The sequence below is a fragment of the Ruegeria sp. A4 genome (assembly GCF_056543025.1).
The window spans coordinates 780,445-807,418 of record NZ_JBQGAW010000001.1 but is presented as its reverse complement, the minus strand read 5'-3'; the positions used below and the strand labels follow the sequence as shown (position 1 = coordinate 807,418).

The window sequence follows — 26,974 nt, the reverse complement described above, 5'->3', positions numbered from 1 at the left end:
ATATGGCTTCGGACAGACAGAATCTTCAGGATGCCTTCCTGAACAATGTACGGAAAGCTAAGGTTCCGGTCACGATTTTCCTGATCAACGGTGTGAAATTGCAGGGTGTCATCACCTGGTTCGACAATTTCTGCGTATTGTTGCGCCGCGACGGACAGTCGCAGCTGGTCTACAAACACGCGATTTCGACCATCATGCCGTCACAGCCGATCAACCTGTATGAGGGCGAAGACGCCTCTTGATGGAACATGAGCGGGCGCGCACCCGGGCCTGGGTGCTGCATCCCGAAATCAAATCAGACGAACAGCGCCGTGTCCCCGAACCGGCGCTGGAAGAGGCGGTGGCACTGGCCGCCGCATTGCCCGATCTGGACGTGATCGGGTCAGAAGTCGTGCGACTTCAACGCGCGCAGGCCGGGTATTTGTTCGGCAGCGGCAAGATTGAAGAACTTGGTGCGCGTTTTCGCGACAACGAGGTTGAGCTGGTTCTGATCGACGGGCCGGTGACCCCGGTGCAGCAGCGCAATCTGGAAAAGGCGTGGAAGGTCAAGATCCTCGATCGGACCGGGTTGATCCTTGAGATTTTCAGCGATCGCGCCCGCACGCGGGAAGGGGTGTTGCAGGTCGAGATGGCCGCGCTCAGCTATCAGCGGACGCGGCTGGTACGGGCGTGGACACACCTTGAACGTCAGCGCGGTGGTTTGGGATTTGTCGGCGGACCCGGCGAAACTCAGATCGAAGCCGACCGCCGCGCCATTGACGAGCAACTGGTACGCTTGCGGCGGCAGTTGAAGAAGGTGGTCAAGACCCGGACACTGCACCGGGCCGCCCGGGCCAAGGTGCCTTATCCAATCGTCGCACTCGTCGGGTATACGAACGCAGGGAAATCGACGCTGTTCAATCACCTGACCGGGGCCGAAGTGATGGCCAAGGACATGCTGTTCGCCACGCTGGACCCGACCATGCGCCGCGTACAGTTGCCCGACGGCCCCGAAGTGATCCTGTCGGACACGGTGGGCTTTATCTCGAACCTCCCGACCGAGCTTGTGGCAGCTTTCCGGGCCACGCTGGAAGAAGTCCTGGGTGCCGACCTGATCGTCCATGTGCGTGATATCAGCCACGAGGAAACCGAGGCGCAGGCGCAGGATGTCGAGGCGATCCTGACCTCGCTCGGCGTCGGCGAAGAGAGGCCTCGGCTTGAGGTCTGGAACAAGATAGACCTGCTGAGCGCCGATGAGCGCGAGGCAACGCTGGCGCGGGCGGACCGAGATCCTGAGATATTCGCGATTTCGGCTGTAACCGGGGAAGGCATCGCGCCGTTGCTGTCCGAGATTGCGATGCATCTGCAAGGTGCACGGCGTGAGGCGGTATTGGATCTGTCTTTCTCTGACGGGGACAAGCGGGCCTGGTTGTTCCGCCAGGATGTGGTGCGCACAGAAGAACAGACCGATGACGGTTTCCGCATCACGGTATTGTGGACCGATAAACAGGCGGCTCAGTTTGACTCGTTGTAGATTTGGGGACAGCGCTGCCCATGTCTGACAAGCCGGACCAAAGAGTGTTCCTGACCGGCCATATCGATGTGCCTGTAGACCGGCTGGAAGAGGTGCGCGCGGCGTTGCCGTACCGTGTAAAACTGACCCGAGCGGAACAGGGCTGCATATCCTTCGACGTGATCGAGCATCAGACCTGTCCGGGTCGGTTCAACGTGTCAGAAGTGTTTGCAGATCAGCAGGCTTTCGATGCACATCAGGCCCGGACACGAGCGTCTGACTGGTCGCGGGTCACTCAGGGGATACCGCGGGACTACAGGATAGAATGCGCATCCAGCGGACGGTGAGTCAGGCCCCGTCTATCTGCCGTTGATGGTCGTCCGCGTCGAACCAGCCCGATGATGATTGTACAAGGTAATCTGACGTCAGTTCCCACTCTTCCCAGCCGCGCGCTATGACGTGATTGCCGGTTACGGAATGGTGCCCTTCGCGGGTCCAGACGAATATGGCATGAGATCCGGCCCATCGCATCATATCGCAACGCAGCTCGAGATCCGGAAAATCCGCGAAAAACCTCCGGGCCATGTCGGCGATCGCAGCGCGCCCCTCGATCGGGTCGCCCCGGTTGATGGTGACCTGCCCGTTTGACGCGAAGAAGCCGGCAACCGCGTCGGGGTCACCTGAGCTCCAGGCTATTGCGTAGTCTCGCGCGAGGTTATTCAGAGTATCCCGAATGCTGGCCATACTCGCCCCCTTTTGGTCCCACATGATCGGTGATGTTATGTTAGGCGAATAAAGCTGTGGGTGCCACGATGCCCCCGCGAACAGGGCGGGGACTTGCCGAATAGGCGGATTATCGCGGGATCAGATTGGTTACCCCGACAGCCGCGGCGCGGGCCAGATCAAGATCCAGTGACATGGGTATGTATTCGCCACGCCGCCACAGCTGCGCCTGATCGTCATAGTAACGCGACAGGAAATGACCCGATTGCCCGGTCGCTGTAATGAAGACCGAGCTGTTGGGGTCGGCAAAGTCATACACCCCGCGATACCCGGCGCCGTGCACATTCTGGAACGGATCAGGCCCTTCCCCCGATGTTCGGCCACGCAGCAATGTGTTGTCGCCGCCGCTGGTCGATTGGCGAATATTCACAAAAAACCGCAATATCGGGACAGAGCCCAGCACGGGGTGATCATGCGTTGCCTGATGCGCGTCGCCCCAACGCAGGGATTCAAGCGCGCTGCCATATCGTTCAGAGATCCAGATCAGCGCGTCGTCCAGCGCAAGCCGCGCCATCTCGGTGCATGTCTCGACCGGTGCGCTTTGAATCACGTCGCACCAGACACCCGCGCCGTCAATGTCGCGATAGACCCGTTCGATGAACAGCGGTTCGACATGTTTGTATTCACTGGCCAGAGGCCCAAGCTCGTCCGAGATCAGCCGGATTTGCAGCGCACGCAGCCAGGCCGCATAGATCAACGGCTCGGGCAGGTGTTCGTTCATCTCACCGTTCCAGTCCGCCAGCAGCGACAGCGCGATCTGGCGCTGGCGTTCCGGCGTTCCTTCGGGGGCCGAAGCCCCGGTGAACCACAGGTCGGCACCGATCAGCGGCAGCAGGGACCGCGCGGTAAAGCTGACCGTGTCCAGCTGTGCCTCGATAAAGCTGTCGCGGGTATGCACCTCGCGCGATTGCATCAGGCGCTCCCAACGATGCACGCGCTGCGTATCGCCCCATTCATACGAGACGTGATCCGGGAAGGGGCGGTCGATGATCTTGTTGTTCGTGTTGCCCAGAACCCCGCCGACGGGGGCCACGAATTCCGGGTTGTCGGCATAGGGCAGGCGGCCTTGCCAGCGATTGGCCTCGATCCAGCCGGGCGAGGGGATGCGCCCCCTACTTTGATTTAGCAGATCACGCCGAGGCATGGCGCCGATCAGCTTCATCCCGATGGTCGTCTTGTCGACCAGCGACAGGTTCTGAGAAGGCGCGATGAACTGCTCACCGACCGCGATGGCCTGCTCCACGTTGTCGGCGTTCATCAGCGCCATGGACGCCGACATCGACGTGTCCTGCGGGCTGAGCGCCGTCCAGGACAGCGATGCCACATGGCCCGGCGGCGTGATGGTTTCCAGCTTGTAATCCGTGCCCGGCAGCACCGGCCCATTGTCCGTCCAGCGCAGGGTCAGCGTTACCGGAGCTTCCCCCTTGATCTCGATGATCGAAGGGCGGGTCTGGAATTCCTTGAAGCCGGTCGGGGTCAGGTATTCCTCGGGATTGTCAGGATTCAACTGCTCGATATGAACGTCCTGATCGTCAAGATACGAGGATGTAAGCCCCCATCCCAGCCGGTCGCTGCGTCCGGTCATGATGGCGGGCACACCAGGGATCGAAGCCCCAATGACACCGCCTTTTTCCAGGCCGAGATGTGCCAGGTACCAAATCCCGGGCGCAGTGAAACCCAAATGAGGGTCGTTGGCCAACAAGGTCCCGCCACTTGCAGAACGTGACGGCGCGGCGGTCCAGGCGTTTGAAGCTCCGGCCAGACCACGTTTGGGAAGGGGCGAAAGAGGTGTGTCGGGAACGTCCGTTCCCGCCGCATACCGCGGGAGATTTGGGAACAGGGCGGCATATTCCGGCAACGCCGCGATGCCGGGTCCGGGAACGTCGGGCAGGATATCGGCCAGACGTTCGGGGTTGTTCAGCATCAGGGACGTACGCGCACGCAGAACTTCATCGGTCAGGTGGCCTGACAGTTGCAGCGCCATCAGCTTGATCACCGCGATACTGTCACCCGGTTGCCAGGGCGAGACCGGGGCGTTGAACAGGAACATTTCGGGTGCGCCGCGACCCAGCGCCTCTTCGTTGATCTCGGTCAGGCGGGCATTGACCCCGGCGGAATAGGCGCGCAGGGCGGCCTTGGTATAGTCGTCCTGCACCTCGACCGAGCGGTGGGCCAGCCCGTAAAGGTCCAGTCTGCGCAGCAGCTTGTCGATGTGAAGCGTGCGCGGGCCAAAGACCTCGGACAGTCGGCCTTGCGCGGTACGGCGCATGACCGTCATCTGCCACAGTCGATCCTGTGCATGGGCATATCCCAAACCAAAGAACACATCGGGATCGGTCTGGCCCAGAATATGCGGCACGTTGGCGGTGTCGCGCACGATCTCGACCGGGGCGGTCAGACCGTCGACCTCAAGCGTTTGGTCATAGTCCGGCAGGGATTGGCTGGCCAAAAAATAGACAAGGCCCATGGCGGCGAGGATCAGGATGATCAGACCCGACGCGATGCGCACCAGCCAGCGGAAAACAAGACCCATTACTGCCCCTATTCTTGTTCAGATGAATGTTGCGCAGAGACTAGAGGATGGTCGGTCCGACCGAAAGAGGAACGCGGCAAGAACCTGCGCGGGAAGGGTTGAAATCAAATGCCCCGCCGCAGTGTTGTGCTGCGACGGGGCCGTGTGTGGGGGAAGTGGTAATCCGGGTTATGGGATGATGCGGGTGTATTTCGTCCCTTCGACGGTCGCGCCGAATTTAAGACCGGCCTGGCCAAAGACCACCGCCAGCACCGGCGAACGCAGTGTTGTCGTGTCCGTGGACAAGGAATTCCCAGTTGCGTCAACTACATATCCAATGTCGGCACCAGCTGTCCATCCGCTGGAACGGCGGAAATCGTTCAGCGCATCTTCGGTCATGAAGAACAGGATGTGCGCATATTGCTGCGCACCGATTTGCAGACCTGCGGTGCCGGAAACTGCGGAATAGTAATCGACCGTGGCGCCGTTGATGCGCAGCGCGCCTTGGCCGTAGGCACCGCCAAAGAAGATCAATCCGGCGTCGGTGATCAGGGGCATAACCAACATGCCGTTGGCTTTGTTCGCGATTTCCACGGTGTTGGGATACCGGCTGTACATTTCGGTCAGCGTGGCATCGACGCGGGCGTCGATCATGGCCGAGTTTGAATTGCCGACGCCGTTGCCGCAGGCGGCGGTCAGGGACAGGCCTGCCATGCCCAAGGCAAAGCCGCGACGGTTCAGTCGGGGGGAGTTGGAACTGCTCATGGTTTTTTCTCTGTAACTGTGCCTGATGTGTCGGGTGATCCCGATCTTGCCGGCAAGGATACGCCGATTATGGCGTTGTGTCACGGGAAAGCTGCCCGCTCAAGGGGGTTTGTCGGCGAAAAGTTGCGACTCTTCGGGGTTTTAGCCTTGCAGGATGCGGGCAACCTGAGGTGAGAAATAGGTAAGAATACCGTCGCACCCGGCGCGCTTGAAGGCCAGCAGGCTTTCCAGCATCGCCTTTTCTCCGTCGATCCAGCCATTCTGGGCGGCCGCCTGGATCATCGCGTATTCTCCCGACACCTGATAGGCATAGGTGGGCGCGCCAAAGCTGTCTTTCACCCGTCGGCAGATATCCAGATAGGGCATTCCGGGTTTGATCATCACCATGTCCGCGCCTTCGGTCAGATCGCGTTCGATCAGGCGCAGGGCTTCGTTCGAGTTGGCCGGGTCCATCTGATAGGTTTTCTTGTCACCGGTCAGCGCGCCCGAGGCGCCGACGGCGTCGCGGAAGGGCCCATAAAAAGCGCTTGCGTATTTCGCGGCATAGCTGAGGATCATCACGTTGTGATGCCCGGCACCTTCCAATGCGCGGCGCATTTCCCCGATCCGGCCGTCCATCATGTCCGACGGTCCGATGATGTCGGCACCGGCATCGGCCTGGGCAAGGGTCATCTTGACCAACGCTTCGATGGTCTGATCATTCACGATCTCTCCGTCGACGACATAGCCGTCATGACCATTGATATTGTACGGGTCCAGCGCCACGTCCGTCATCACCGCAATGTCGGGGGCTGCCGCCTTGATCGCCCGGATGGCCCGGTTCGACAGGTTGTCGGGGTTCCAGGCCTCGGCGCAGTCTTCGGTCTTGAGCGCGGAATCCGTGTAGGGAAAGATGCATATCGCCGGGACTCCAAGCGCTTGCGCTTCGACGGCCGCTTTTGCAATCAGATCCACCGACCAGCGAACCACGCCCGGCATCGAGGGAACGGGTTCTTCAACCCCTTCGCCGTCGCGGACGAAAACGGGCCAGATCAGGTCATCCGTGGTCAAGACATTCTCGCGCACAAGTCCGCGGATTGCCCGGGATTGACGGGCACGCCGAAAGCGGGTCATGGGATAGGGGGCAATGGTCGGTTTCATGGCGCGTTCTCCTTGAACATTCGTGCATTGGGTGGCATGAATTCACAAAGGTCTCAAGGGTATCAATGGACGCGGCAGCGTGGCCAATCCTCCCTGAGTAGTTTGAATAAAGGGTTGGGTTTGGACTGGTACTCTTCGATATTTGAAGTCATCGACATGCGTAGCTTTTCGAATCTCTGGTTCTGGATCGTGCTGGCGGTTGTCTGGTCTTCGGCGAGTCACTGGGTAATGGGCATTCCCTACGATCTGGTGGTGCGTGCCCGACGCATTGGCGGGCAGGTCGAGATCGACCTTCTGGACATCGTTCGCATACACACCAACCGGATCTTGTTGATCGTCGACATGTCAGGCACCATCCTGTTGGCATTCGGGTGTTTTCTGTTCACAGGGCTGGCCACGCTTGGGTTCTATTACGGCGTCGAATTCGCGCAGGCCGTGTTCCTTCTTCTGTTTCCACTGACGCTTGTTCTGGTGGTGAACATCGTGCACGCGCGACGATTGCGGCGGCAGGAACTGACGCTCGAGTCCGTTTCGAAAACCATTGCGCGCTGCCGGCTCTATACCCAGATCATAGGCATGATCTCGATACTGGTCACTTCGTTCTGGGGCATGTATCAGAACATCTCGATTGGCGTTCTGGGATAGCAAAATCTGAAAGGCGAGGCGATGAAGGCTCCGAACCACGTGACAGTTGGCGGCGCCCCCGAAGGGTTTGACGCGCAGCTTGTGCTGAACGAAATCGCCCGCAGCAACGGGCCGGTGGCCCATGTCGCACGTGACGACAAGCGGATGGAGGCGATGCGCGCGGCGCTGGCCTTCTTTGCCCCTGACATGCCGGTCTTCGTGTTTCCGGGCTGGGATTGTCTGCCTTATGACCGGGTGTCACCCAATGCCGACATTTCAGCGGCCCGCGTTGCCACGCTGGCGGCTCTGGTTCACCAGATGCCGCAGAAATTCGTGTTGTTGACGACATTGAATGCGGCAACCCAACGCGTCCCGGCGCGAGACGTGCTGCGCGAAGCTGCGTTCACCGCCCGTGTCGATCAGCGCATAGATGAGGCCGCGCTACGCAACTTCCTGGTGCGCATGGGCTTCACGCAAAGCCCCACCGTGATGGAGCCGGGCGATTACGCCATTCGCGGCGGTATCATCGACATCTTCCCGCCGGGTGAATCGGGCCCCGTCCGTCTGGACCTGTTCGGAGACGTACTGGACGGCGCGCGCCGTTTTGATCCCGTGTCTCAGCGCACGACCGAAAAGCTGGACGTGGTTGAGCTTGCGCCGGTGTCCGAGGTCATTCTGGATGATGCGGCCATCACGCGGTTCCGCCAGAACTACCGGATCGAATTCGGCGCCGCGGGCACGGATGATCCGCTCTACGAAGCGGTAAGTGCCGGTCGCAAGCATCAGGGTATCGAACATTGGCTGCCCTTCTTCCACGAGAAGCTTGAAACACTGTTTGATTATCTGCCGGATGCCACGATCACCGTCGACGATCAGGTTACACCGGCCAGACTGGCCCGATGGGAGACGATTGCCGATCAATACGAAACCCGGCGTCTGGCGCTGGAAAACCGATCCCGCATGGATACGGTCTATAAACCCACACCTCCGGGGCTGCTGTATCTGGATGATGCCGCGTGGGAGGCGGCTGTTGCGGATCGGCGCGTCATGCAGTTCAGTCCTTTGCCGCAGGCCTCGGGTCCGGGTGTCATCGATGCGGGCGGGCGGATCGGGCGCAACTTTGCTCCGGAACGTCAGCAGGAAAGCATCAGCCTGTTCGGTGCTTTGGCCAGCCACATCACCGCCAAGCTTGACAACGGTCCGGTGCTGATTGCGTCCTATTCAGAAGGTGCGCGCGAACGTCTGACCGGCCTGATCGAGGATGAAGGTCTGGCCGAGGCGATTCCCATTGCCAATGGAACGCGCATCGGAAAGCGCGGCCTGCACCTTGCCGTCTGGGCGCTGGAACACGGTTTCGAGACCCCCGACCTGACGGTGATCGCGGAACAGGATGTTCTGGGCGACAGGCTGATCCGCCAACCCAAAAAACGCCGCAAGGCCGAGAATTTCCTGACCGAGACCCAATCCCTCAGCCCCGGTGATCTGGTGGTGCATGTGGATCACGGCATTGGTCGTTATATGGGGATGGAGGTCGTCACGGCCGCCGGTGCCGCCCATGAATGCCTGCTGCTGGAATATGCCGAGCAGGCAAAGTTGTACCTGCCGGTCGAAAACATCGAACTGCTGTCGAAATACGGTCATGACGAAGGGCTTTTGGATCGACTTGGCGGTGGTGCCTGGCAGGCCAAGAAGGCCAAGCTGAAAGAGCGCATCCGCGAGATGGCGGACAAGCTGATCCGCATCGCGGCGGAACGTGCTTTGCGTAAGGCCCCCGTGATGGACCCACCGCCGCACGCGTGGGAGGAGTTCAGCGCGCGTTTCCCCTATCAGGAAACCGATGACCAGTTGCGCGCCATCTCGGATGTGATGGAAGACATGCATTCTGGTGCCCCCATGGATCGCCTGATCTGCGGCGACGTCGGTTTTGGCAAGACCGAGGTGGCGATGCGTGCCGCCTTTGTCGCCGCCATGTCAGGCGTGCAGGTTGCGGTCGTGGCACCGACAACACTGCTTGCCCGACAGCATGCCGCAAGCTTCAGGGAACGGTTTCGCGGCTTCCCTCTGGAAGTGCGGCAATTGTCGCGTTTCGTCTCGGCCAAAGAGGCGCAGCTGACACGTGACGGGCTGGCCAAGGGCACGGTCGATATCGTGATCGGGACCCATGCGCTGTTGGCCAAGAACATACGGTTTCACAATCTGGGTCTGCTGGTCATCGACGAAGAACAACATTTCGGCGTGGGACACAAGGAACGGCTGAAGCAACTGCGCAGTGACATCCATGTTCTCACCCTGACCGCAACCCCGATTCCGCGAACCTTGCAATTGTCGCTAACTGGGGTGCGCGATCTGTCGATCATCGGCACACCGCCCATCGACCGCTTGGCGATCAGAACCTATGTCAGCGAATTCGACGCGGTCACGATTCGAGAGGCGCTGCTGCGCGAACACTATCGCGGCGGGCAGAGTTTCTACGTGGTTCCGCGCATCTCGGACCTGCCCGAGATCGAGGAGTTCCTGAAAAACCAGCTGCCGGAACTGACCTATGTTGTTGCACATGGCCAGATGGCGGCGGGTGAACTCGATGACCGAATGAATGCGTTTTATGACGGTAAGTATGATGTGCTGCTGGCGACGACAATTGTGGAAAGCGGTTTGGACATTCCAACGGCGAACACGATGGTAGTGCACCGCGCTGACATGTTCGGTCTTGCGCAGCTCTACCAGATCCGGGGCCGGGTGGGGCGGTCCAAAACCCGCGCCTATGCCTATCTGACCACCAAGCCACGGCAGAAACTGACGGCTACGGCCGAGAAACGCCTGCGGGTTCTGGGCTCGTTGGACACGCTGGGGGCCGGGTTCACTCTGGCCAGCCAGGACCTCGACATTCGGGGCGCTGGCAATCTGCTGGGCGAAGAACAGTCTGGCCAGATGCGCGATGTGGGCTACGAGCTTTATCAATCCATGCTGGAAGAAGCGATTGCCAAGATCAAGGCCGGCGAGATGGAGGGGCTGTCAGATGCTGACGACCAATGGGCCCCACAGATCAATCTGGGCGTGCCGGTTCTGATTCCCGATGATTACGTACCCGATCTGGATGTTCGTCTCGGCCTCTACCGCCGCTTGTCGTCGCTGTCGACCAAGGTCGAGCTGGAGGGCTTTGCCGCGGAGTTGATCGACCGTTTCGGTAAATTGCCGAAAGAGGTGAATACCCTGATGCTGGTCGTGCGCATCAAGGCCATGTGCAAAAGGGCGGGCATCGCCAAGCTGGACGGAGGCCCGAAAGGCGCGACGATCCAGTTCCACAACGACAAGTTCGCATCCCCTCAGGGATTGGTTGAATTCATTCAGAACCAGCGCGGCATGGCCAAGGTCAAGGATAACAAGATCGTCGTGCGCCGGGATTGGAAGAAAGACAGCGACAAGATCAAAGGGGCCTTTGCGATTGCCCGCGACCTTGCTGAAAAAGTGGTCGCGGAAAAGAAGAAGACCAAGGCTGGTTGATAGGCAGGATGGGGCTCTGCCCCCTCTGCGCGTTCCGCGCATCTCCCCCGGGATATTTGCGGCCAGATGAAGTCACGGATCCCAGCTTCATCTGGCTGAAAATATCCCCGCCGGAGGCATCGCGCGGCAGCGCGATCCCGCCTATACACGCATTGCAGCCTGCGCGCAGAAGCAAGACGCTGCAACCGCCCGATCAGCGCGGGCCAAAGCCAAGTCGAGGCGTTGTTTGACCTGTCGGATTTCAACATCTTCCCCGCGGGCTTTGAGACAATCGTACAGCCCCTTCAGGCTCCAGACGTTGTCGGGATGGATCGACGCGCGGCTGAGCGAGCCGCCAAGGCCAAGATCTTCGCGATAGACGGCTTCTGCTTCTGCTGCATGACCTTGTTCGAACAGCAATGCGCCAAGCGCGTGGCGGGTGGGCTGCATCCAGCCCCAGGGCTCGTCATAGGGCAGGGTGTCGTCCAGTTCGACCGAGCGGCGCAGATGGGCAAAGGCGATCTCGAAATTGCCCTTTCGGTACTCGATCTCACCGCGCAGCATCTCCCCCGCGATTTCCAGCAGGTCGATCGCGCGATTGTTGTGCAACCGGCGTGTTGCCGGAACGCATTCCCTGGCTGCCAGAAACAGGTTCTCTTCCGCTTCGGCATGGACGACGTCACCGGTTGCGGCACGTGCGATGGCGCGGGCGTAGTGGGTCGTCGCCGTCAGGGTGCGGTAGAGATCCGGATCGGAGGGCAGCTCCAGCGCCTTTGCCTCTTCCCAGCGGCCAAAGCGGATCAGGATGTGCGGCCCCATGGACATGTAGCTTTCGAAGTAATCCGCCATGGGGGGGCTTTCGATGCGCAGCATCTCCTCTGGCGTTGTATCCCACAAACCCTGATTGGCGCGCAGGGCAGGTTCGATCTGACCCAGAAACAGCGCGCCGTAGATGGCGAAGTGATAATTGTGTTGGCGGTAGCCGGTGTAGATATTGAACGCGCCTTCGCGTTCGTAATATTTCAGATCCGCATCCGAGGCTTTTTCGTTCCACTGCACCACGTTGTGATAATGGCCGCACAGCACATCAATATGTGTCGGCATATGCACGAGGTGCCCCGCATCGGGCACCAATGTGCGCAGGACATCACCGGCTTTCAGAGCTTTTTCCGGCGTGGGCGACATCTCCATCAGGTGAACATAAAGATGCAGCAGGCCGGGATGTGACATGGCGGCCGGATCGTTGGCCATGGCCCATTCCAACGCCTCTTGCGCTTCAAGCGTTGCAGCGCCTTCTGCCGGTTGGCCTGTTTGCAGGTCCCACATTTTCCAGGGTGTCAGGTTCAAAAGCGCCTCGACGTAGATCGTGCGCAGGTCCGCATGATCGCGGTGCGCGGCGAAGGCTGCGCGCATCGCTTCGGCAAAATCGTGATCCCACCGGTGCATGTCCTCTGCCGGATCTCGTTGCGGATAGCGCGCAGGGAGGGCTCGGATCAGAGCTTGCTCGACGGGCGTACAGCCGTCTGCCAATCGAAGGGCGTTTTGCATGGCATCGTAAGCCAGCGCTAGCGCCTTGCGGCGACCCCGCTCGTCCTGCAAGTCCCATGGCAGGTTGTAATTCGGTCCCGCCGCGTAGGCGACGCCCCAATATGCCATGGCGCATTGGGGGTCATGTTCAGCTGCGCGCTGGAAACAAACCACGGCTTCTTCGTGATTGTACCCATAGGTCCAGTTCAGGCCGCGGTCGAACCACAGCTGAGCCTCGGGAACGGAGGTCGTTACCGGACATGAATAGCTGCCCAGATCATAGTATTCACGCATCAGAAGCCCTCCGCTTGGTTCAGGTCGAGGGTAGCGTGTTTCTGACGAGTCGCACAGATCAGGCTGGCAGGCGTTCTTCGACGCGGCCCATGTGCAGCATAAGCCCGAAGGCCAGAATGCACATGCTCAGGATGCCGAAGGTCAAAGGCGTGATCGAACCGTCGAACAACAACCCGATCGGGGCGGCGACGGCAGCGGCCAGTACCGTCGAAATCGATCCGATGACCGAGGCTGCCATTCCGGCAATATGCCCCATCGGCTCCATCGCGATGGCGTTCAGGTTGCCCAGCGTCACGCCGGCCATGAAAAACACCATGGTTTGCCAGAACACGAACAGTGCGAATGAAGCGTCTGGCGAAAGATGCGCGGCGTTCAGGGTCATGACAAAGGTGGTAATCAGGATTTGCCCCCCCAGCGCCCATGTCACCATCCGGCGCATGCCCACACGCACCACCAGTGCCGCGTTCAGCAAACTGGCCGACCCGGACATCAGCGCCACGAACCCGAACCAGAACGGAAAGCTCTCGGCGCGGTCATGGATTACGTCATAAACGGGCTGAACCATTGTCAGCATGGTGAACAGCACCCCCATGCACAGGGTCTGAACCATGATCGAAAGGCGCACGGTCGGATGCGAGAACATTTCCTTCGTGGCCGAGAACATCAACGGAATGCGGAAGGGGCGACGGTTTTCACGGGCCAGAGATTCCGGCAACCGAACGCCCATCCAGGAAATGATGATCAACGCAAACAGAATGAAAGACACAAAGATCCCGCGCCATCCGAACAAAGCGATCACACCGGCGCCCAGCATCGGTGCCGCCGCGGGCACCAGCGTGAAAATCATCATCGCGATTGAGATGATCCGCGCCATTTCGCGGCCCGAATACAAGTCGCGAATGATCGCCATGGCCACCACGCGCGGACCTGCGGCGCCCAGGCCCTGAACCACGCGTGCAATCAAGACCAGTTCCAGTGAGGAACTGGCCCATGCGACAGCAGACGCCGCAATGTACAAAGCCGCGCCGCCGTAAATGACGGGCTTGCGTCCCAGCGCATCCGAAAGCGGGCCGGTGAAAAACGTGCCGATCCCCATGCCCAACACAAATGACGTCAGGATCAGTTGGGCACGGTTAACGTCATCGGGGCTGAGCTGCGCGCCGATCTCGGGCAGCGCAGGCAGCATAGAATCGATCGAAAAGGCGATGGTGGCGAACATCATTGCAATCAGCGCAATGAATTCCGCCTTCGACATGCGATTGGCCATGAAGACCTCCTAACCCGTTCGCGCTATCACGGCGGGTCGGCATAGGCCAGACTGGAAATTTGCACAGACCTCTGTGCTATTCTGCAGGGGAAGCCTCAAGTTGAGACATGATCTCGGCGATCACTTTCTCCCACATTTCAGGAGGTTGGGCGCCGGGAACTGCATGTTGGTTCGCAACAATGAAGGTCGGGACCGAGCTCACACCCATTTTGCGGGAATGAGCATCGCGGCTGCGGATATCCTCGCGGTCGGCGTCTGATTTCAGCAGCTTCATGACCACGGCGGCGTCCATTCCGGCGCTATCCGCGATGTCGGCCAGTACCTCATGGTCGCCGATGTCGCGACCCTGCACGAAATAGGCGTCGAACAGCGCGTCGACGACGGCATTCTGCTTGCCTTCGATGCCAGCCCAATGGATCAGGCGATGCGCATCCAGCGTGTTGGGCGTGCGCTTCATGCCTTCGAAGTTGATGTTCAGACCGGCCTTTTCGGCATGTTCCACCACCGGCGCATAGGCGCGAACCGCGCCATCCTTGCCGCCGAACTTGCGCTCGAGATATTCGCGCCGATCCATTCCCGCATCCGGCATGTCAGGATTCAACTGGAACGGATGCCATTCAATGACAAAGGGGTGGTCGGGTACGTTGGCCAGTGCCTTGTCCAATTGAGTCTTGCCGATATAGCACCACGGGCAGATCGGATCGGACAGGATGTCGAGCTTGACGGTCTGGATCATTTTGTTGGTGCCTCGAAATAGGCCGGCAGCGCCCGGCGCAGGAGTTTGCCATTTCCGCCGGTCGGCAGGGCGGGCAGATGGATGAAGGCGCGTGGTTGTTTGTAACGCGCCAGGTTGGCTTCGACATAGGTGCGCAAGGCCGCATCGTCCAGCTTTTCCGGGCCCGTATAGAAGGCCGCTATCACAAATGTGTCCGGTTTGACCTCGACCGCGGCGGCGCCGACCTGCGTGATGCCCGGAAAGCGGGACAGGGCGGCTTCGACCTCGACCGGGGACACGCGATAGCCACCCGCGTTCATCATATCGTCGTCGCGGCCCAGATAGCTGATCTGGCCATCCACGGCCATGGCGCCCTGATCGCCGGTCAGAAACCACTCTCCCCGCATCCGCGTTTCAACCTCATCGGGTGCGTTGAGATAGGTCAGCATCAAACCGGGGTCAGTGCGGTGAATGGCGATGGTGCCTTCTTGCCCCTTCGGCACCGGGCCGTCCGGACCAAGGATCGCCACTCGACGCCCCGGTTGCGGTTGTCCCAATGCGTCGCTGCGCGCGGGGTGATCCGGACTGGAAGAAATGAAGGTAGAGCATTCGGACATGCCATAGGCTTCGAACAACTCGGTGCCGGTGGTCTCTCGCCATTGTTCGTGCAGCGCGCGCGACAGTTTCTCACCCGCGCACAAGCCGTGGCGCAGGTCTGGCAGCCCAATCCGATCGCGCCCTTGCACCATCTTGCGATAAACCCCGGGGGCCGCTGCAAAGATCGTTGCGCGATGCTGGCGCAGCAGGGAAGGCAGGGCCGTGACTTCGGTGCCGGGCGCGGGGATCAGGGCAGTTGCGCCCATGGTCCATGGATCCATCAGGCCGGTGCCCAGCGTATAGGTCCAGTTGAAGGCTCCGGCGTGGCACAGCCGGTCGGTCTCGCGAAGACCATACCAGCCATCGACCATCATCTGCCGCGCCCAGATTGCCCGGTGGGCATGGGCCACGGCACGAGGCTTGCCCGAGGTTCCAGAGGTATAGACGACATAGGCCATACGTTCCGGATCGCCCATGTCAAATTCTGCCGGGGGCAGGCTTCGCATCGCTTTCAGCGCGTCCAGCCCGATCTGCTTGGAATGCGAGGCGCAGGCAACGCTCGGATCACGCAGAATCACCGCCGGAGAAAGCTCGTCGATCATCCTGGCGGTTTCGGGTTCCGTCAGTTGTGACGATGTCGGCACCGGTACGATGCCCACGGCAATTGCCCCCAGATAAGCAATCGGGAAATCCACCGTGTTTCCCAGCCGCATCAGCGCGATATCACCGGGTTTCAAACCGGCCCGCAGCAAACCCGTGCCTGTGCCCAGCACAGCAGCTTTCAGATCGCGATAGGTCCAGTCCTGCGCGCCATTCGGGCGCAATATCGACAAAGCCACTTTATCCTGCGCGTGATCGGCACGGCCCAGAACATGGGCCGCCAGATTGAATGGCGTGGGGCAGGGTGCGGGTGACCCCTGATCGAAGATTGACAACATGGCCTCTGGCTATCGCGCCGCCTGCCGCGTTGCAAGCGTGGCTGGCCGGGCCTATAGAAGGGTCATGAGCACTCAAGATCCCAAATCTCTGATCCGAATTGCCCGCGACTCTGGCGACCATACCGAAGTCGAGCCGCTGGACCTTGGCGCACGTGTGCGAGAGCTGCGCAAAGCGCGGGAATGGACATTGGAACAGGCCGCCAGTCAGGCCGGATTGGCACGGTCGACGCTCAGCAAGATTGAAAACGGGCAGATGTCGCCGACTTACGACGCGCTCAAGAAGCTTGCGACCGGGCTGGAGATTTCTGTTCCGCAACTGTTTACGCCGCCCCAGCGCGATCAGGTGATCGGACGCATGGCGATCACCCGTGTGGGCGACGGCACGGCTCATGCCACCACAACCTATGAGCATGAGCTGCTAGCCGAAACCCTGACCAAGAAACAGATGCTGCCCTATCGTGCGCGGGTCCGCGCAAGATCAATGGATGAATTTGACGGCTGGGTGCGCCATGACGGCGAAGAATTCATGTATGTGCTGACCGGTGTCGTCAAGCTTTACACCGAGTTTTACGAGCCGGTTGAGATGCGCAGAGGGGACAGCGCGTATTACGACGGCAGCATGGGCCACAACGTGATTTCCGTCAGTGATGAAGACGCGACGATCCTTTGGGTTACATCACTTGCCTAAAGCGGTTCTGCTGAATTCCCGGTTCAGCCCTTCGGTGAACAGGAAATCTTCGACCTCTTCATGCGCCTCATTCATCGTAAGTTGGTGACGTTCGGCCAAATAGGCTTCAAACCCTTTTCGATCCTTCAACACGCGCATCATGTCCTTGTCACGCAGGTTCGGAAAACGCCGCTTTGCGCGTTCGCATGCCGCATTCCAGTCGTTTGTAAGATCGGTCCAGTTCATCATCAATGAGCTTCCCTTAGCAACGATTAGGACTGCTCTCCCCCGCTTCAGAGTACGGATAGGGTGCCGTAACGTAAGACATGACAAAATGTCGCAGCGCTGGACCTTGCCTTCTTGAGGGGAAAAGTGCCCGCTGCGAAGTTTCCGCAACGGGCCGACGGGCCTACATTTGGTGTGAGTGGTGGCGGGCCCGGTTGTTCTGTAATCCGCAGCGCCAGATTGTCCCGGCAGGCAGAGAGGCGGGGTCATCGCCAGCTTGTTATTAAGCTTAACTGCGCAATATATATGCATATTTTCCAGACAAGTAAAACTGTTTGTGGGTGTTTCTTTCCGGATCGCTTGCATGTGACGATGTTGGACCCTGATTACGATGCTTCCAATGCGGCCAAACGATATCTTGTGTGGGATGGCAATGTGCTGAAATTTGCCGATTGGTGGAAATTTCCTGAGCGCTGTTTGTATGAAACAGCTGGAACTTCAAGCTTCCGTCTTTCGGAAACTTCAATTGGAAAGACCAGCCGGATTCACATGTACAACGGCTGGTCTTGGGTTTGCGCCTTTTACCGGGCGTCGTACCACCAGACTTCGGGCATGTACTGCGGACCGTCGCCATAGATAGGCAGGGTTTCCGGGTGCTTAAGCTCTTTGACATGCGCGATGCGCCCGATGTCAAAGCTCCAGATCGGGATGACATAGCGGCCTGCCGTCAATACCCGGTCCAGCGCGCGGGTGGCCGCGGTAAAGTCCTCGCGGGTTTTTGAGGCCAGCATGGCATCGATCATGGCATCAACTGCGGGCGAAGAAACGCCCATCAGGTTGCGAGTGCCGGGGGCATCGGCAGTTTCGCTGCCCCAATAAAGACGCTGCTCATTGCCGGGAGATAGGGAAAGCGCTCGGCGGAACGTCGTGACGTCAAAGTCTAGTTCAGACGTGCGCCCGACATATTGGGCATTGTCGACCTGTTCCGTCGTGACCCGGATGCCAAGACGTTCCAGCGCGCGGGAATAGATCTCGACCACGGTTGCCATCTCGCTGTCACCCTGTTGAAGCAGGAAAGTCATCTGAAAGGGATCGCCATTTGCATTGCGCAGCACGCCATCCTGAACGGTCCAGCCTGACTCGGCCAATAGTCCGGCGGCCTTGCGGAGGTTTGCCCGGTTCCGGGCCGATCCGTCGCCTTTCGGCAGTTCATACCCTTCCAGCGTGCCGGGCAACAGGATGTCAGCGAAAGGAAGCAACTGGTCTTTTACCTGCCCCTGGGCCGGGCCGGGCTGCATCGCAAGGTCGGACCCCGAGAAATAAGACGTAATCCTTGGTTGCGCACCACCGGTTACCGTGTCGTTGATGAACTCGAAGTTGAACGCAAGCATCAGCGCTTCGCGCACGCGCCAGTCGTCGAACGGAGCCTTTCTTGTGTTCATCACGAACCCGGTCATTCCCGAAGGTTTTCCATGCGGAATTTCGGTCTTGATGACATCGCCGCGCTGCACGGCGGGAAAGTTGTATTGCGTGTCCCATTTGTCGGCGTTGAATTCACGCACGGCTGACAGCTCTCCGGCCTTGAAAGCTTCGAACAAGACGCTGCCGTCGCCGTAGAATTCGATCCGCAGCTCATCAAGGTTCATGGTGCCGCGGCGAAACGGGAGGTCGTTCCCCCAATAGTCCGGATTGCGTCGCAGATTCACGAAGCGTCCCGCTTCGTAGCTTTCGATCACATAGGGGCCGGTTCCAATCGGTACATCATGAAGTTGCGCATCCGCGAAATCCTTGCCCTCCCATTGCGCCTTTTTCAGGATTGGGCGCATCCCGGCCAGCAGCGCAAGCTCTCGGTCGGGTTCATTGAACGTGATCCGCACCGAACGCGGGCCGGTTTGTTCGATACTGTCGATCTTGCCCAAAAGACCGCGATAGCGCAGATGCCCCTGCGTGCCCAACGTTTCGTAAGACCAGATAACATCATCGATCGTGACCGGACTGCCGTCGGAAAACCGCGCCTCCTCCCGCAGGGTGAATTCGACCCAAGACCGGTCCGGATCGGTCTCAACTGATTCGGCTAACAGCCCGTAAAGTGTGAAAGGTTCGTCCCATGACCGTCCCATCAGGCTTTCATGGGTCCAGAAAGGCAATTGCCATGGCGAGGTGCCTTTTTGCAAAAACGGGTTCAGGCTGTTAAAACCGCCCGTGTTTCCGAATACGGCTTTGCCGCCTTTGGGTGCATTCGGGTTGGCGTATGGGAGTGACACAAAATCCGGTGGTAGGGCCGGGTCCCCATACATAGCTATGCCATGAGACGATTCTGCATGGGCGACAGAGATCACGAAAATGGTGGCGATTCCCGCCACAAGTGATCGAAACGGACGGAGAAAATCCGGGCTCATTTTGGAAACAATCCTGCTCTGGCCTTATTTTGTTGGTATTCACCGTAGTGATGATTTTTCTTATTATCAAACTTTTAGCTTGGACCAAGGCGCAGAATTGCTTATAAAGGTTGCACTGCTCGATAGGTTTCTTGCCTGTATGAAACCTGCCTCAATAACTTAACGCCCGCTTCGTGCGGGCGTTTTTTTTGCCTGTGGAAGTCTCAGGCCGGTATTCCAATCCCATATGTTTCCCCGTTTTCTTTGCAGGTGCAGCATGGCATGGTGCGCCTGATCAACGCTTGAGGGAGAATGGACATGAGCCTGTCCGGCAAAACGGCAATCATCACGGGATCAAATTCGGGCATCGGCCTGGGCGTCGCACGCGAGCTGGCCAAGGCCGGTGCCGATGTGGTTCTGAATTCCTTTACCGATCGCGATGAAGATCATGCGCTTGCCGCGCAGATTGCGAAAGAGACCGGAACCAATGCGCGCTACATCAAGGCCGACATGTCCAAGGGTGAGGAATGCCGATCCTTGATCGAACAGGCGGGGTCTTGTGACATTCTGGTGAACAATGCCGGGATTCAGCATGTCTCACCGATCGACAAATTCCCGGTTGAAAAATGGGATGCGATTATCGCAATCAACATGAACTCGGCCTTTCACACCACAGCGGCCGCGTTGCCAATGATGCGCAAGGCGGGTTGGGGGCGTGTGGTGAACATCGCCTCGGCCCACGGTCTGACGGCATCCCCTTTCAAGGCGGCATATGTTGCAGCCAAGCACGGTGTGGTTGGAATGACCAAGACCGTAGCGCTGGAAACAGCGCAGGAGCCGATCACCTGCAACGCCATCTGCCCGGGATATGTGCTGACGCCGCTGGTCGAGTCCCAGATTCCCGACACGATGAAAGAATACAACATGAGCCGTGAGGACGTTGTGAAGAACGTTCTTTTGGAACGGCAACCGTCCAAGGAATTCGCCACGGTCGAGCAACTTGGTGGAACGACTATCTTCCTGTGTTCGGACGCGGCCGCTCAGATCACCGGAACCACAATTTCCGTCGATGGTGGCTGGACCGCGCTTTGAGGTTTTGCGGGGGCGCTGCCCCCACACCCCCAGAGTATTTTGGAAAAGATGAAGGGTTTGCGGCATGAAGCAGATCAATCTGGCTTTGCAGGGGGGTGGGGCGCATGGCGCGTTCACCTGGGGTGTGCTTGACCGACTGCTGGACGAGGACGACATCGAGGTCGCTGCAATTACCGGAACTTCCGCAGGGGCGCTGAACGGTGCGGCCTACAAATCTGGTATGGTTCATTCCGGGCGCGAAGGCGCGCGGGCACGCCTGGACGGGTTGTGGAAGCGCATGGGCGCTATTGGCGACATGCGCTTTGCCAACTGGTTTCGCGGCCTTGAACCGGCGGCCATTGCGCAGGCGATGGAATATTCGGTGCCGTTTTCGATTGGGGATGCCTGGTCGCGGATGGTGTCGCCCTATGCGTACGGGCCGTTCTACAGCAACCCTTTGAAGCCGGTGGTGGACAGGTTCAATTTCGACGAGGTGTGCGCAGATGAAGGCCCGCGCCTGTTTGTGTGTGCCACCTGCGTACGCAGCGGCAAGATCCGCGTCTTTACCGGCGACGAAATCAGCACCGACGCCATCTTGGCCTCGGCCTGTTTGCCGACCCTGTTCAAGGCGGTTGAGATTTTCGACCCGAAGTCAAACCGGACCGAAGCCTATTGGGACGGAGGGTATACCGGCAATCCGGCGCTCTATCCGCTGTTCAACGATGATTTGCCGGATGACGTGGTGATCGTGAACATCAATCCGCTGGAGCGTGACGAAGTTCCGATCACGCCGCAGCAAATCCAGAACCGGATCAACGAGATCAGTTTCAACTCATCCCTGTTTCGCGAGTTGCGGGCGATCAGCTTTGTTCAGCGGCTGCTGAAAGAGGGCAAGCTGACGGCCGGAGAGATGAGCCGCGTGCTGGTTCACATGATTGCAGATAACGAGTTGATGAACAGCCTGTCGGTTGCCACCAAAACCGTGCCCAATCCGGTCATTCTGCACAAGCTGAAACAGGCCGGACGCAACGCCGCAGATGGTTTTCTTGCCAACCATAAGGACGATTTGGGTCAGACCAGCACAATTGATCTGCCTGCGATGTTCAGCTGATCACTCGGGCGGCTGTGTCGGGTCTTTTCCATTCGGGTATACAAGCCCCGCCGAAATCACCAGTTTGGCGGCGTCTTCGATGCTCATGTCCAGCAGGATCACGTCTTCTGCGGGGAAGAACAGCAGAAACCCCGATGTCGGGTTGGGTGTCGTGGGTACGAAGACGCTCAGCAGCTCGCCACCGGTTTCGGCGCGTTGGCTGACCTCACCCTTGGCGCTGGTCGAGACAAAGCCGATGGCCCAGATCCCGCGACGCGGGTACTGGATCAGGCAGGCTTTCTCAAAGGAACGCTCGGTCTGGGCAAACACCGTTTCCGAAATTTGCTTGATCCCGGAATAGACCGAGCGCACGACGGGCATCCGGTCAACAACGCTTTCGGCGAAGTGGATCAGGGAACGGCCCAGAATGCCCTTGGCGATCCAGCCGACCAGAACGGTGAAGATCAGGAAGATCACCACACCCACACCGCGCAGGTTGATGCCCACGTATTGTTCGGGCTGGAACTGTTGGGGCACCAGCGGCAGAACCGCGCTGTCTATCCAGCCGACCACCGACCAGATCAGCCAGACCGTCAACCAGACAGGCGCAATGACCACGATGCCCGTCAGAAAGGACGCGCGCAGCCGTGAAAGCATGCCCGGGCGGCGGTGAGGCTCTTCGTCGAAGGGTGTATTCATTGCGGTTCCGAATGGTTTCCGGATTTAGGTAGTCAATCCACGGCCTTGGTACAATAGGTTAACGTCACCTCTGTTTGACGAGCGCTTGCGCGATCTTGGCCGCCAAACGCGCATTGTTTCGAACAAGGGCGATGTTGGCGACCAATGACCGGCCTTCGGTCTTTTCAAAGATACGTTGCAGCAGATAGGGGGTCACGGCTTTGCCGGTGATGCGATGGGCATCCGCATCTGACTGGGCTTCGGCGATGATGGGGGCCAGTTCCTCGGCCGGGATTTGATCGGCGGCTGGTATCGGGTTCGCCACCAACTGCCCGCCGGGCAGACCCAGCGCGCGGCGGGTCGTGTGAGCTTTGGCGATGGCATCGGCACTGTCCATGCGCAGGGGCGCGTTAAAGGGCGACTTTGCCGACCAGAACGCAGGAAACTCGTCCTGGCCATGTGCGATCACAGGCACGCCCAGGGTTTCCAGAACCTCAAGCGTTTTGGCGAGGTCCAGGATGGCTTTCGCCCCGGCTGCGACGACGGTCACGGGCGTATGTCCAAGCTCGTGCAGATCGGCCGAGATGTCGAAGGTGGTCTCGGCCCCCTGATGCACGCCGCCGATACCGCCGGTGGCAAAAACCTCGATCCCGGCATAATGCGCGGCGATCATCGTGGCGGCAACGGTGGTGGCCCCGGTACCACCGGTCGAGATGCACGCCGCCATGTCCGCGCGCGAGATCTTGGCAACGCCTTGGGCCTGACCCAGCCATTGCAGCTGATCCTGCTCCAGCCCGACATGCAATTTGCCTTCGATCACGGCCATGGTTGCAGGAACCGCACCCGCATCGCGGATGTCCTGTTCGACCTGGGCCGCGACTTCGATGTTCTGCGGATAGGGCATCCCATGGGTGATGATGGTGCTTTCCAGCGCAACGATGGGCAGGCCCGCGTCCTTGGCGGCGCGGACCTCGGCAGAGTTTTGGATGTCGATCACAGTGGGGTTTCTCCGGAAACGTAGGTTGCAGCGGCGTGCAGGGCGCGGGTCAGAGCCTCGTCGCTGGATGCACCGCCGGATTCTGAGGCGATATGGGCCGCCATGAAGGTATCCCCGGCACCGGTCACGCGGGTGACCAGAACGGCAGGGGGTGTTTGCGTCAGGATTTCTGTCGCGCTGCCGATGGTTGCCGAATTGCCGCCATCGGTGACCAGCACACGCAGCGCGCCGCGATCCAGAAGACCCTTGGCCGCGGATTCGGAATCGGTGAACTCGCGCTGGCACAGGATACCGGCCTCTTCGAGGTTCACGTACAGCGTGGCGCGGGCATGTTTCAGGAACGGCAGCAGTCGTTCGGCCTTGCCCGGCGATGCCGGGGCCACGCGCAGATCCGCACGCGCAAAAGCAGGGCTTTGGGCAATCTCTTCCAGCAGGTCCAGTGTCAGATTGCCATCCAGTGCGATCGGGCCCTCAAATGGTGCGTTCTCATAGCCCAGCGGCCCGTGCATCAAAGGGTGCAGTATCTTTGCGCCTGCGGCCTCCAGCGAATGCGCGTCGGCAATCGCCGCGATCAACCCGTTCGCGCCTTCGACGGCCATATAGCGGTCAGTCGGCAAATCCTGCGACCGATAGATGTGATCCGTAACCATGCCCAGGCGCGAACAGGCATGGACAAGCTCGTCGCCTTCGGGATCGCGGCCAATGGCGGTCAGCAGGGTGGGTGTCATGCCGAAACGTACCAGTGTCATGGCAATGTTCATCGCAACGCCGCCGGGCAGGCGGGTGATCCGGCCCGGCACGTCCGAGCCCTGTCGCATGGCGCTGGCCGATCGGCCGATCACGTCCCACAGGACCGAGCCGATGCACAGGATATTGGTGTTCTGAGTCATAGGGGACGTCATGCCGCAGCGGTGTTGCCCGTGCAAGCCGGAACGTCATCGCAACAAGAGATTCCCGACCGGCCCGGACCGATATGGCCTTTGGGCTTGCGATCCGTGGTCTTCGCGGGAACAATCAAAAGCAATGATTGGTGATTATATTTTCCTGTTGGAGCGTTTCGTATGAATGGCCCTGTCTTCCGTGCCATCCTCCGAGCCCTCAATTTCTGCGCCCTGAGTTTTATCGTTCTTCTGACCTTGCATCCGGGATCCGTAAAGGCACAAACGGTCCCGCCGACGGTCATTGATTTCTGGGTCAAGGATGACACTCTGTTTCTCGAGGTGAAACTGAACGCCGAGGCCATGCTGGTCGGTGCCGATCCGACACAACCCGACGCTTATTCCGGCAACTCACAGTACCGATCTCTGCGGCGCATGGTGTCGTCGGAACTGGAACCGCAGATCAGAAATTTCGTTCAGGTCTGGAAGCAGAACCTCGTGGTCGAAGCGCCTGAACGCCTCGACCTGTCTTATGAAGGTGTGCGCATTCCCGTTGTGGGGGATGTGGAAAAAGTGCGTGTTTCCAAATTGTTGTTGACCGCACATTTGTCGGATCAGGCATCGAACCTGCGCCTGACCTGGCCGTTGCAAGGCGGGTCGGTCGTGCTTCGCCAGCAAAAGGTTGTGGCCCCGTATACTGGCTTTCTGGCGGCCGGAGAAATCAGCCCGTTGATCCCGTTGCGGGGCGGGGCGTCGCTGACGACCGAGCAGACACTGCAGACGTTTTTGGCAAAGGGGATCAGCCGGTTTGTTCAAAGTCCCCTCAAGCCAACCATCGTTGTTCTGACGCTCGTGATGCTGACGCTGAGCCTGCGGCCTGTGATGTCTCAGGTGGCGTTTTTGGCAGCAGGGGTTTTTGTCGGGCTCGGGTTGGACATGTACGGCGTGCTGGACCTGCCGGAAAGCTTGCAGGATCAGGCCTTGGTGGCTTCGATCATCATTCTGGCGCTATGGAACCTGGTGGCCCGGCACTTGCAGGTCTGGCGCCTGCTGGCCGTGCTTGCCGCAGGCTGCGTTTACGGATTGGCGCTGGCTTCGGATTTGACAAAGATCGGTGTGCCGCCCGATCATCTGGCCCCTGCTGTTTTGGGGTTTGGCGTCGGAAATATACTGCCTGTCGTCTTTGTGGCTGTTCTGGCCTTTGCCTGCGCGCTTTTGCTTGCAGGCGCGTCACACAGAAAACGAGGTCGGATTTCGGTTCTGGCCTCGATGCTGATCGCCGGGATCGGCGTGTATTGGATGGCTGAACCCTGGTTGCTGGCTTAAGACATTGCCGCCAGCAGCCTGTTCAGCGCACCCAGCGGGTCGTCATCGCCCCAGATCTCGTCCCCGATGCCGAAGAAATCGGTGCAGGGGGCCAGATCACCGATCAGTTCGGGCGTCAGGCCGCCTTCGGCCACGACCGGGACTTCGATCATCTCGGACCACCATTGGAACAGATCCTTTTCGGCGCGGGTTCCGTCGCCCAACGTGGCGGTGCCCACGGGGCCGAAGGCCACATAATCCGCGCCGTGTTCACCCGCCGTCATGCCGTCATGGCTGGACGCGCCGCAGAAACTTCCGACGATCGCGTCCGCGCCCAGTTCCTTGCGCGCGGCACGGACCGAACGTGCGCCGTCATCCAGGTGCACCCCGTCCAGCCCCAGACGTTGCGCCAGCAGCACGTGGTTCGAGATAACGATGGCCACGTCGCGGGCGTGGGCCACCTCGCGGCAGGCATCAGCAGCACGGGCGATGCTGTCTTCGTCGTTGCCAGCCAGCGCCAGACGAATGCAGGCGATCTCGGCCCCGTCCAGAACCGATGCCAGTTTGGCGGGGAACGTGCTCAGCTCGATGGTCGGAGGCGTGATCAGGTAAATCTGCGGCTGCTCGGGGGTGTCCATGGGCGCGTCCTTCGGCTTTTGGTCTTTGGCGCGGTTTAGCGGATTGCGGCGGGGAAGCAAACTTTTATGGCTGAGGCCGCGCAAATAACACCCCCAACGCCTTGCCCTGCAAGAGCCTGCCGATTACAGCAGGCCAAGTTTTCATAAGGTGAACCATGCCCAGCGACAAATCCCAGCCTTCCTTCGTGCTTGTTCGCCCGCAGATGGGTGAGAATATCGGTGCCGCGGCCCGGGCGATGTGGAACTTTGGACTGGACCGGATGCGCATCGTGGCGCCCCGCGACGGCTGGCCAAACCCCAAGGCGGTGGCGATGTCCAGCGGTGCGGGCCGGTTGCTGGACGAAGCGCAGCTGTTCGACGATCTGGCCGGATCGCTGGCCGACAGCACCTTTGTCTTCGCCACCACTGCACGGCAGCGCGGGTTGACCAAACCCGTCTACAGCCCCGAGCGCGCCATGCAGATCGCCGCCGAAAAGGTCGCGGCGGGTGAAAAGGTTGCGGTTCTGTTCGGCCCCGAACGCGCAGGGTTGGAGAACGAAGACATCGCCACGGCAAACGCAATCATCTCGGTGCCCGTGAACCCGGAATACGCGTCGCTGAACCTGGGCCAATGCGTTTTGCTGACCGCTTACGAGTGGGTGCGCCAGACCGGCGACGTGGTGCATGAATCCACCGATCTGGGCAAGGGCGACTGGGCCACGGGGATCGAAGTCGAAAAACTGGTCGAGCACTACGAGGACCGGCTGGAAGAGGCCGGGTTCTTCTACCCCCCCGAAAAGGCCGAGGGCATGAAGATCAACCTGCGCAACCTGTGGTCGCGGATGCGGATGACGCGGGCCGACGTGCAGATGCTGCACGGGATCATGCGGCAGATGGTCCGCTGGAAAGACAAAGGCTGAGGCTGGACCTATCT

24 protein-coding genes are annotated in these 26,974 nt (G+C 59.8%); 10 read left to right on the top strand and 14 right to left on the bottom strand.

Going from position 1 to position 26,974, the window contains the following annotated elements; translation table 11 throughout:
- The first annotated feature begins 2 nt into the window (after positions 1-2).
- From hfq to ACR0E2_RS03965, 3 genes are read left to right on the top strand one after another with little or no spacing between them, the layout of a single operon-like run.
- Entirely contained in the window at positions 3-242 is a 240-nt protein-coding gene (gene hfq, locus ACR0E2_RS03975) for an RNA chaperone Hfq (RefSeq protein ID WP_005982826.1), read from the top strand.
- Positions 242-1,513 (top strand): GTPase HflX, encoded by a 1,272-nt coding sequence (hflX, locus tag ACR0E2_RS03970; RefSeq protein ID WP_480445285.1) that lies wholly within the window; start codon positions 242-244, stop codon positions 1,511-1,513. Before hfq ends, hflX begins: the two co-directional genes overlap by 1 nt.
- Before the next feature lie 20 nt (positions 1,514-1,533).
- Positions 1,534-1,839 (top strand): putative quinol monooxygenase, encoded by a 306-nt coding sequence (locus tag ACR0E2_RS03965; RefSeq protein ID WP_480445283.1) that lies wholly within the window; start codon positions 1,534-1,536, stop codon positions 1,837-1,839.
- Position 1,840: 1 nt separating this feature from the next.
- Here ACR0E2_RS03965 and ACR0E2_RS03960 read toward each other — a convergent pair whose 3' ends face one another.
- The 4 genes from ACR0E2_RS03960 to hemB form a co-directional block, all read right to left on the bottom strand.
- Positions 1,841-2,236: a nuclear transport factor 2 family protein gene (locus tag ACR0E2_RS03960; RefSeq protein ID WP_171328210.1), complete on the bottom strand. Its 396-nt coding sequence runs from the start codon at positions 2,234-2,236 to the stop codon at positions 1,841-1,843.
- 109 nt (positions 2,237-2,345) lie between these two features.
- Positions 2,346-4,808, bottom strand: a complete 2,463-nt coding sequence (locus ACR0E2_RS03955; protein WP_480445282.1) for a penicillin acylase family protein — start codon at positions 4,806-4,808, stop codon at positions 2,346-2,348.
- Positions 4,809-4,976: 168 nt separating this feature from the next.
- Complete coding sequence (locus ACR0E2_RS03950; protein WP_171228223.1) at positions 4,977-5,552, bottom strand: lipid-binding SYLF domain-containing protein; 576 nt, start codon at positions 5,550-5,552, stop codon at positions 4,977-4,979.
- A gap of 141 nt (positions 5,553-5,693) precedes the next feature.
- Complete coding sequence (gene hemB / locus ACR0E2_RS03945; protein WP_480445281.1) at positions 5,694-6,692, bottom strand: porphobilinogen synthase; 999 nt, start codon at positions 6,690-6,692, stop codon at positions 5,694-5,696.
- 120 nt (positions 6,693-6,812) lie between these two features.
- Here hemB and ACR0E2_RS03940 point away from each other — a divergent pair, with 120 nt between their 5' ends.
- Complete coding sequence (locus ACR0E2_RS03940) at positions 6,813-7,337, top strand: component of SufBCD complex (protein ID WP_152458141.1); 525 nt, start codon at positions 6,813-6,815, stop codon at positions 7,335-7,337.
- A gap of 21 nt (positions 7,338-7,358) precedes the next feature.
- A complete protein-coding gene (mfd, locus tag ACR0E2_RS03935) occupies positions 7,359-10,817 on the top strand; it encodes a transcription-repair coupling factor (protein ID WP_480445280.1) in 3,459 nt (1,152 codons plus the stop codon).
- A 141-nt stretch (positions 10,818-10,958) separates the two neighbouring features.
- Here the strand turns inward: mfd and ACR0E2_RS03930 are convergent, their stop codons facing one another.
- The 4 genes from ACR0E2_RS03930 to ACR0E2_RS03915 form a co-directional block, all read right to left on the bottom strand.
- The gene (locus tag ACR0E2_RS03930; protein WP_480445278.1) at positions 10,959-12,617 is read right to left on the bottom strand and encodes a tetratricopeptide repeat protein; all 1,659 of its coding nucleotides are present in this window, start codon (positions 12,615-12,617) and stop codon (positions 10,959-10,961) included.
- A gap of 58 nt (positions 12,618-12,675) precedes the next feature.
- Positions 12,676-13,884, bottom strand: a complete 1,209-nt coding sequence (locus tag ACR0E2_RS03925) for a multidrug effflux MFS transporter (protein WP_480445277.1) — start codon at positions 13,882-13,884, stop codon at positions 12,676-12,678.
- 76 nt (positions 13,885-13,960) lie between these two features.
- Positions 13,961-14,620, bottom strand: a complete 660-nt coding sequence (locus ACR0E2_RS03920) for a DsbA family oxidoreductase (protein ID WP_480445276.1) — start codon at positions 14,618-14,620, stop codon at positions 13,961-13,963.
- Positions 14,617-16,134: a class I adenylate-forming enzyme family protein gene (locus ACR0E2_RS03915; RefSeq protein WP_480445274.1), complete on the bottom strand. Its 1,518-nt coding sequence runs from the start codon at positions 16,132-16,134 to the stop codon at positions 14,617-14,619. Before ACR0E2_RS03915 ends, ACR0E2_RS03920 begins: the two co-directional genes overlap by 4 nt.
- A gap of 64 nt (positions 16,135-16,198) precedes the next feature.
- Between ACR0E2_RS03915 and ACR0E2_RS03910 the strand changes: the two genes are divergently transcribed.
- Positions 16,199-16,822 (top strand): helix-turn-helix domain-containing protein, encoded by a 624-nt coding sequence (locus ACR0E2_RS03910; protein ID WP_171167898.1) that lies wholly within the window; start codon positions 16,199-16,201, stop codon positions 16,820-16,822.
- Here ACR0E2_RS03910 and ACR0E2_RS03905 read toward each other — a convergent pair.
- Together ACR0E2_RS03905 and ACR0E2_RS03900 are read right to left on the bottom strand one after the other, a co-directional pair.
- On the bottom strand, positions 16,811-17,050 hold the full coding sequence (locus ACR0E2_RS03905) for a hypothetical protein (RefSeq protein ID WP_170344111.1): 240 nt from the start codon (positions 17,048-17,050) through the stop codon (positions 16,811-16,813). The two genes, ACR0E2_RS03910 and ACR0E2_RS03905, sit on opposite strands and share 12 nt — an antisense overlap.
- Before the next feature lie 557 nt (positions 17,051-17,607).
- Positions 17,608-19,425, bottom strand: a complete 1,818-nt coding sequence (locus ACR0E2_RS03900) for an extracellular solute-binding protein (RefSeq protein ID WP_480445272.1) — start codon at positions 19,423-19,425, stop codon at positions 17,608-17,610.
- 297 nt (positions 19,426-19,722) lie between these two features.
- On the opposite strand from ACR0E2_RS03900, the gene ACR0E2_RS03895 reads away from it, so the two are divergent.
- Together ACR0E2_RS03895 and ACR0E2_RS03890 are read left to right on the top strand one after the other, a co-directional pair.
- Entirely contained in the window at positions 19,723-20,496 is a 774-nt protein-coding gene (locus ACR0E2_RS03895; RefSeq protein WP_152458132.1) for a 3-hydroxybutyrate dehydrogenase, read from the top strand.
- A gap of 64 nt (positions 20,497-20,560) precedes the next feature.
- On the top strand, positions 20,561-21,586 hold the full coding sequence (locus ACR0E2_RS03890; RefSeq protein WP_480445271.1) for a patatin-like phospholipase family protein: 1,026 nt from the start codon (positions 20,561-20,563) through the stop codon (positions 21,584-21,586).
- On the opposite strand, the gene ACR0E2_RS03885 is transcribed toward ACR0E2_RS03890, so the two are convergent.
- From ACR0E2_RS03885 to ACR0E2_RS03875, 3 genes are all read right to left on the bottom strand, one after another.
- Entirely contained in the window at positions 21,587-22,264 is a 678-nt protein-coding gene (locus ACR0E2_RS03885; protein WP_152458130.1) for a DUF502 domain-containing protein, read from the bottom strand.
- A gap of 64 nt (positions 22,265-22,328) precedes the next feature.
- Positions 22,329-23,240, bottom strand: a complete 912-nt coding sequence (locus tag ACR0E2_RS03880; protein WP_480445269.1) for a pseudouridine-5'-phosphate glycosidase — start codon at positions 23,238-23,240, stop codon at positions 22,329-22,331.
- Positions 23,237-24,130 carry a PfkB family carbohydrate kinase gene (locus ACR0E2_RS03875; RefSeq protein WP_480445267.1) on the bottom strand — a complete coding sequence of 298 codons (894 nt, stop codon included), beginning with the start codon at positions 24,128-24,130 and terminating at the stop codon, positions 23,237-23,239. The genes ACR0E2_RS03880 and ACR0E2_RS03875 overlap by 4 nt, the downstream gene beginning before the upstream one ends.
- A gap of 171 nt (positions 24,131-24,301) precedes the next feature.
- Here ACR0E2_RS03875 and ACR0E2_RS03870 point away from each other — a divergent pair, with 171 nt between their 5' ends.
- Complete coding sequence (locus ACR0E2_RS03870; protein ID WP_480445266.1) at positions 24,302-25,444, top strand: HupE/UreJ family protein; 1,143 nt, start codon at positions 24,302-24,304, stop codon at positions 25,442-25,444.
- Here ACR0E2_RS03870 and ACR0E2_RS03865 read toward each other — a convergent pair.
- On the bottom strand, positions 25,441-26,061 hold the full coding sequence (locus tag ACR0E2_RS03865; RefSeq protein ID WP_171639410.1) for a thiamine phosphate synthase: 621 nt from the start codon (positions 26,059-26,061) through the stop codon (positions 25,441-25,443). The genes ACR0E2_RS03870 and ACR0E2_RS03865 overlap by 4 nt on opposite strands.
- A 155-nt stretch (positions 26,062-26,216) precedes the next feature.
- On the opposite strand from ACR0E2_RS03865, the gene ACR0E2_RS03860 reads away from it, so the two are divergent.
- Positions 26,217-26,960, top strand: a complete 744-nt coding sequence (locus tag ACR0E2_RS03860) for an RNA methyltransferase (RefSeq protein ID WP_480445264.1) — start codon at positions 26,217-26,219, stop codon at positions 26,958-26,960.
- Positions 26,961-26,974: the final 14 nt, after the last annotated feature.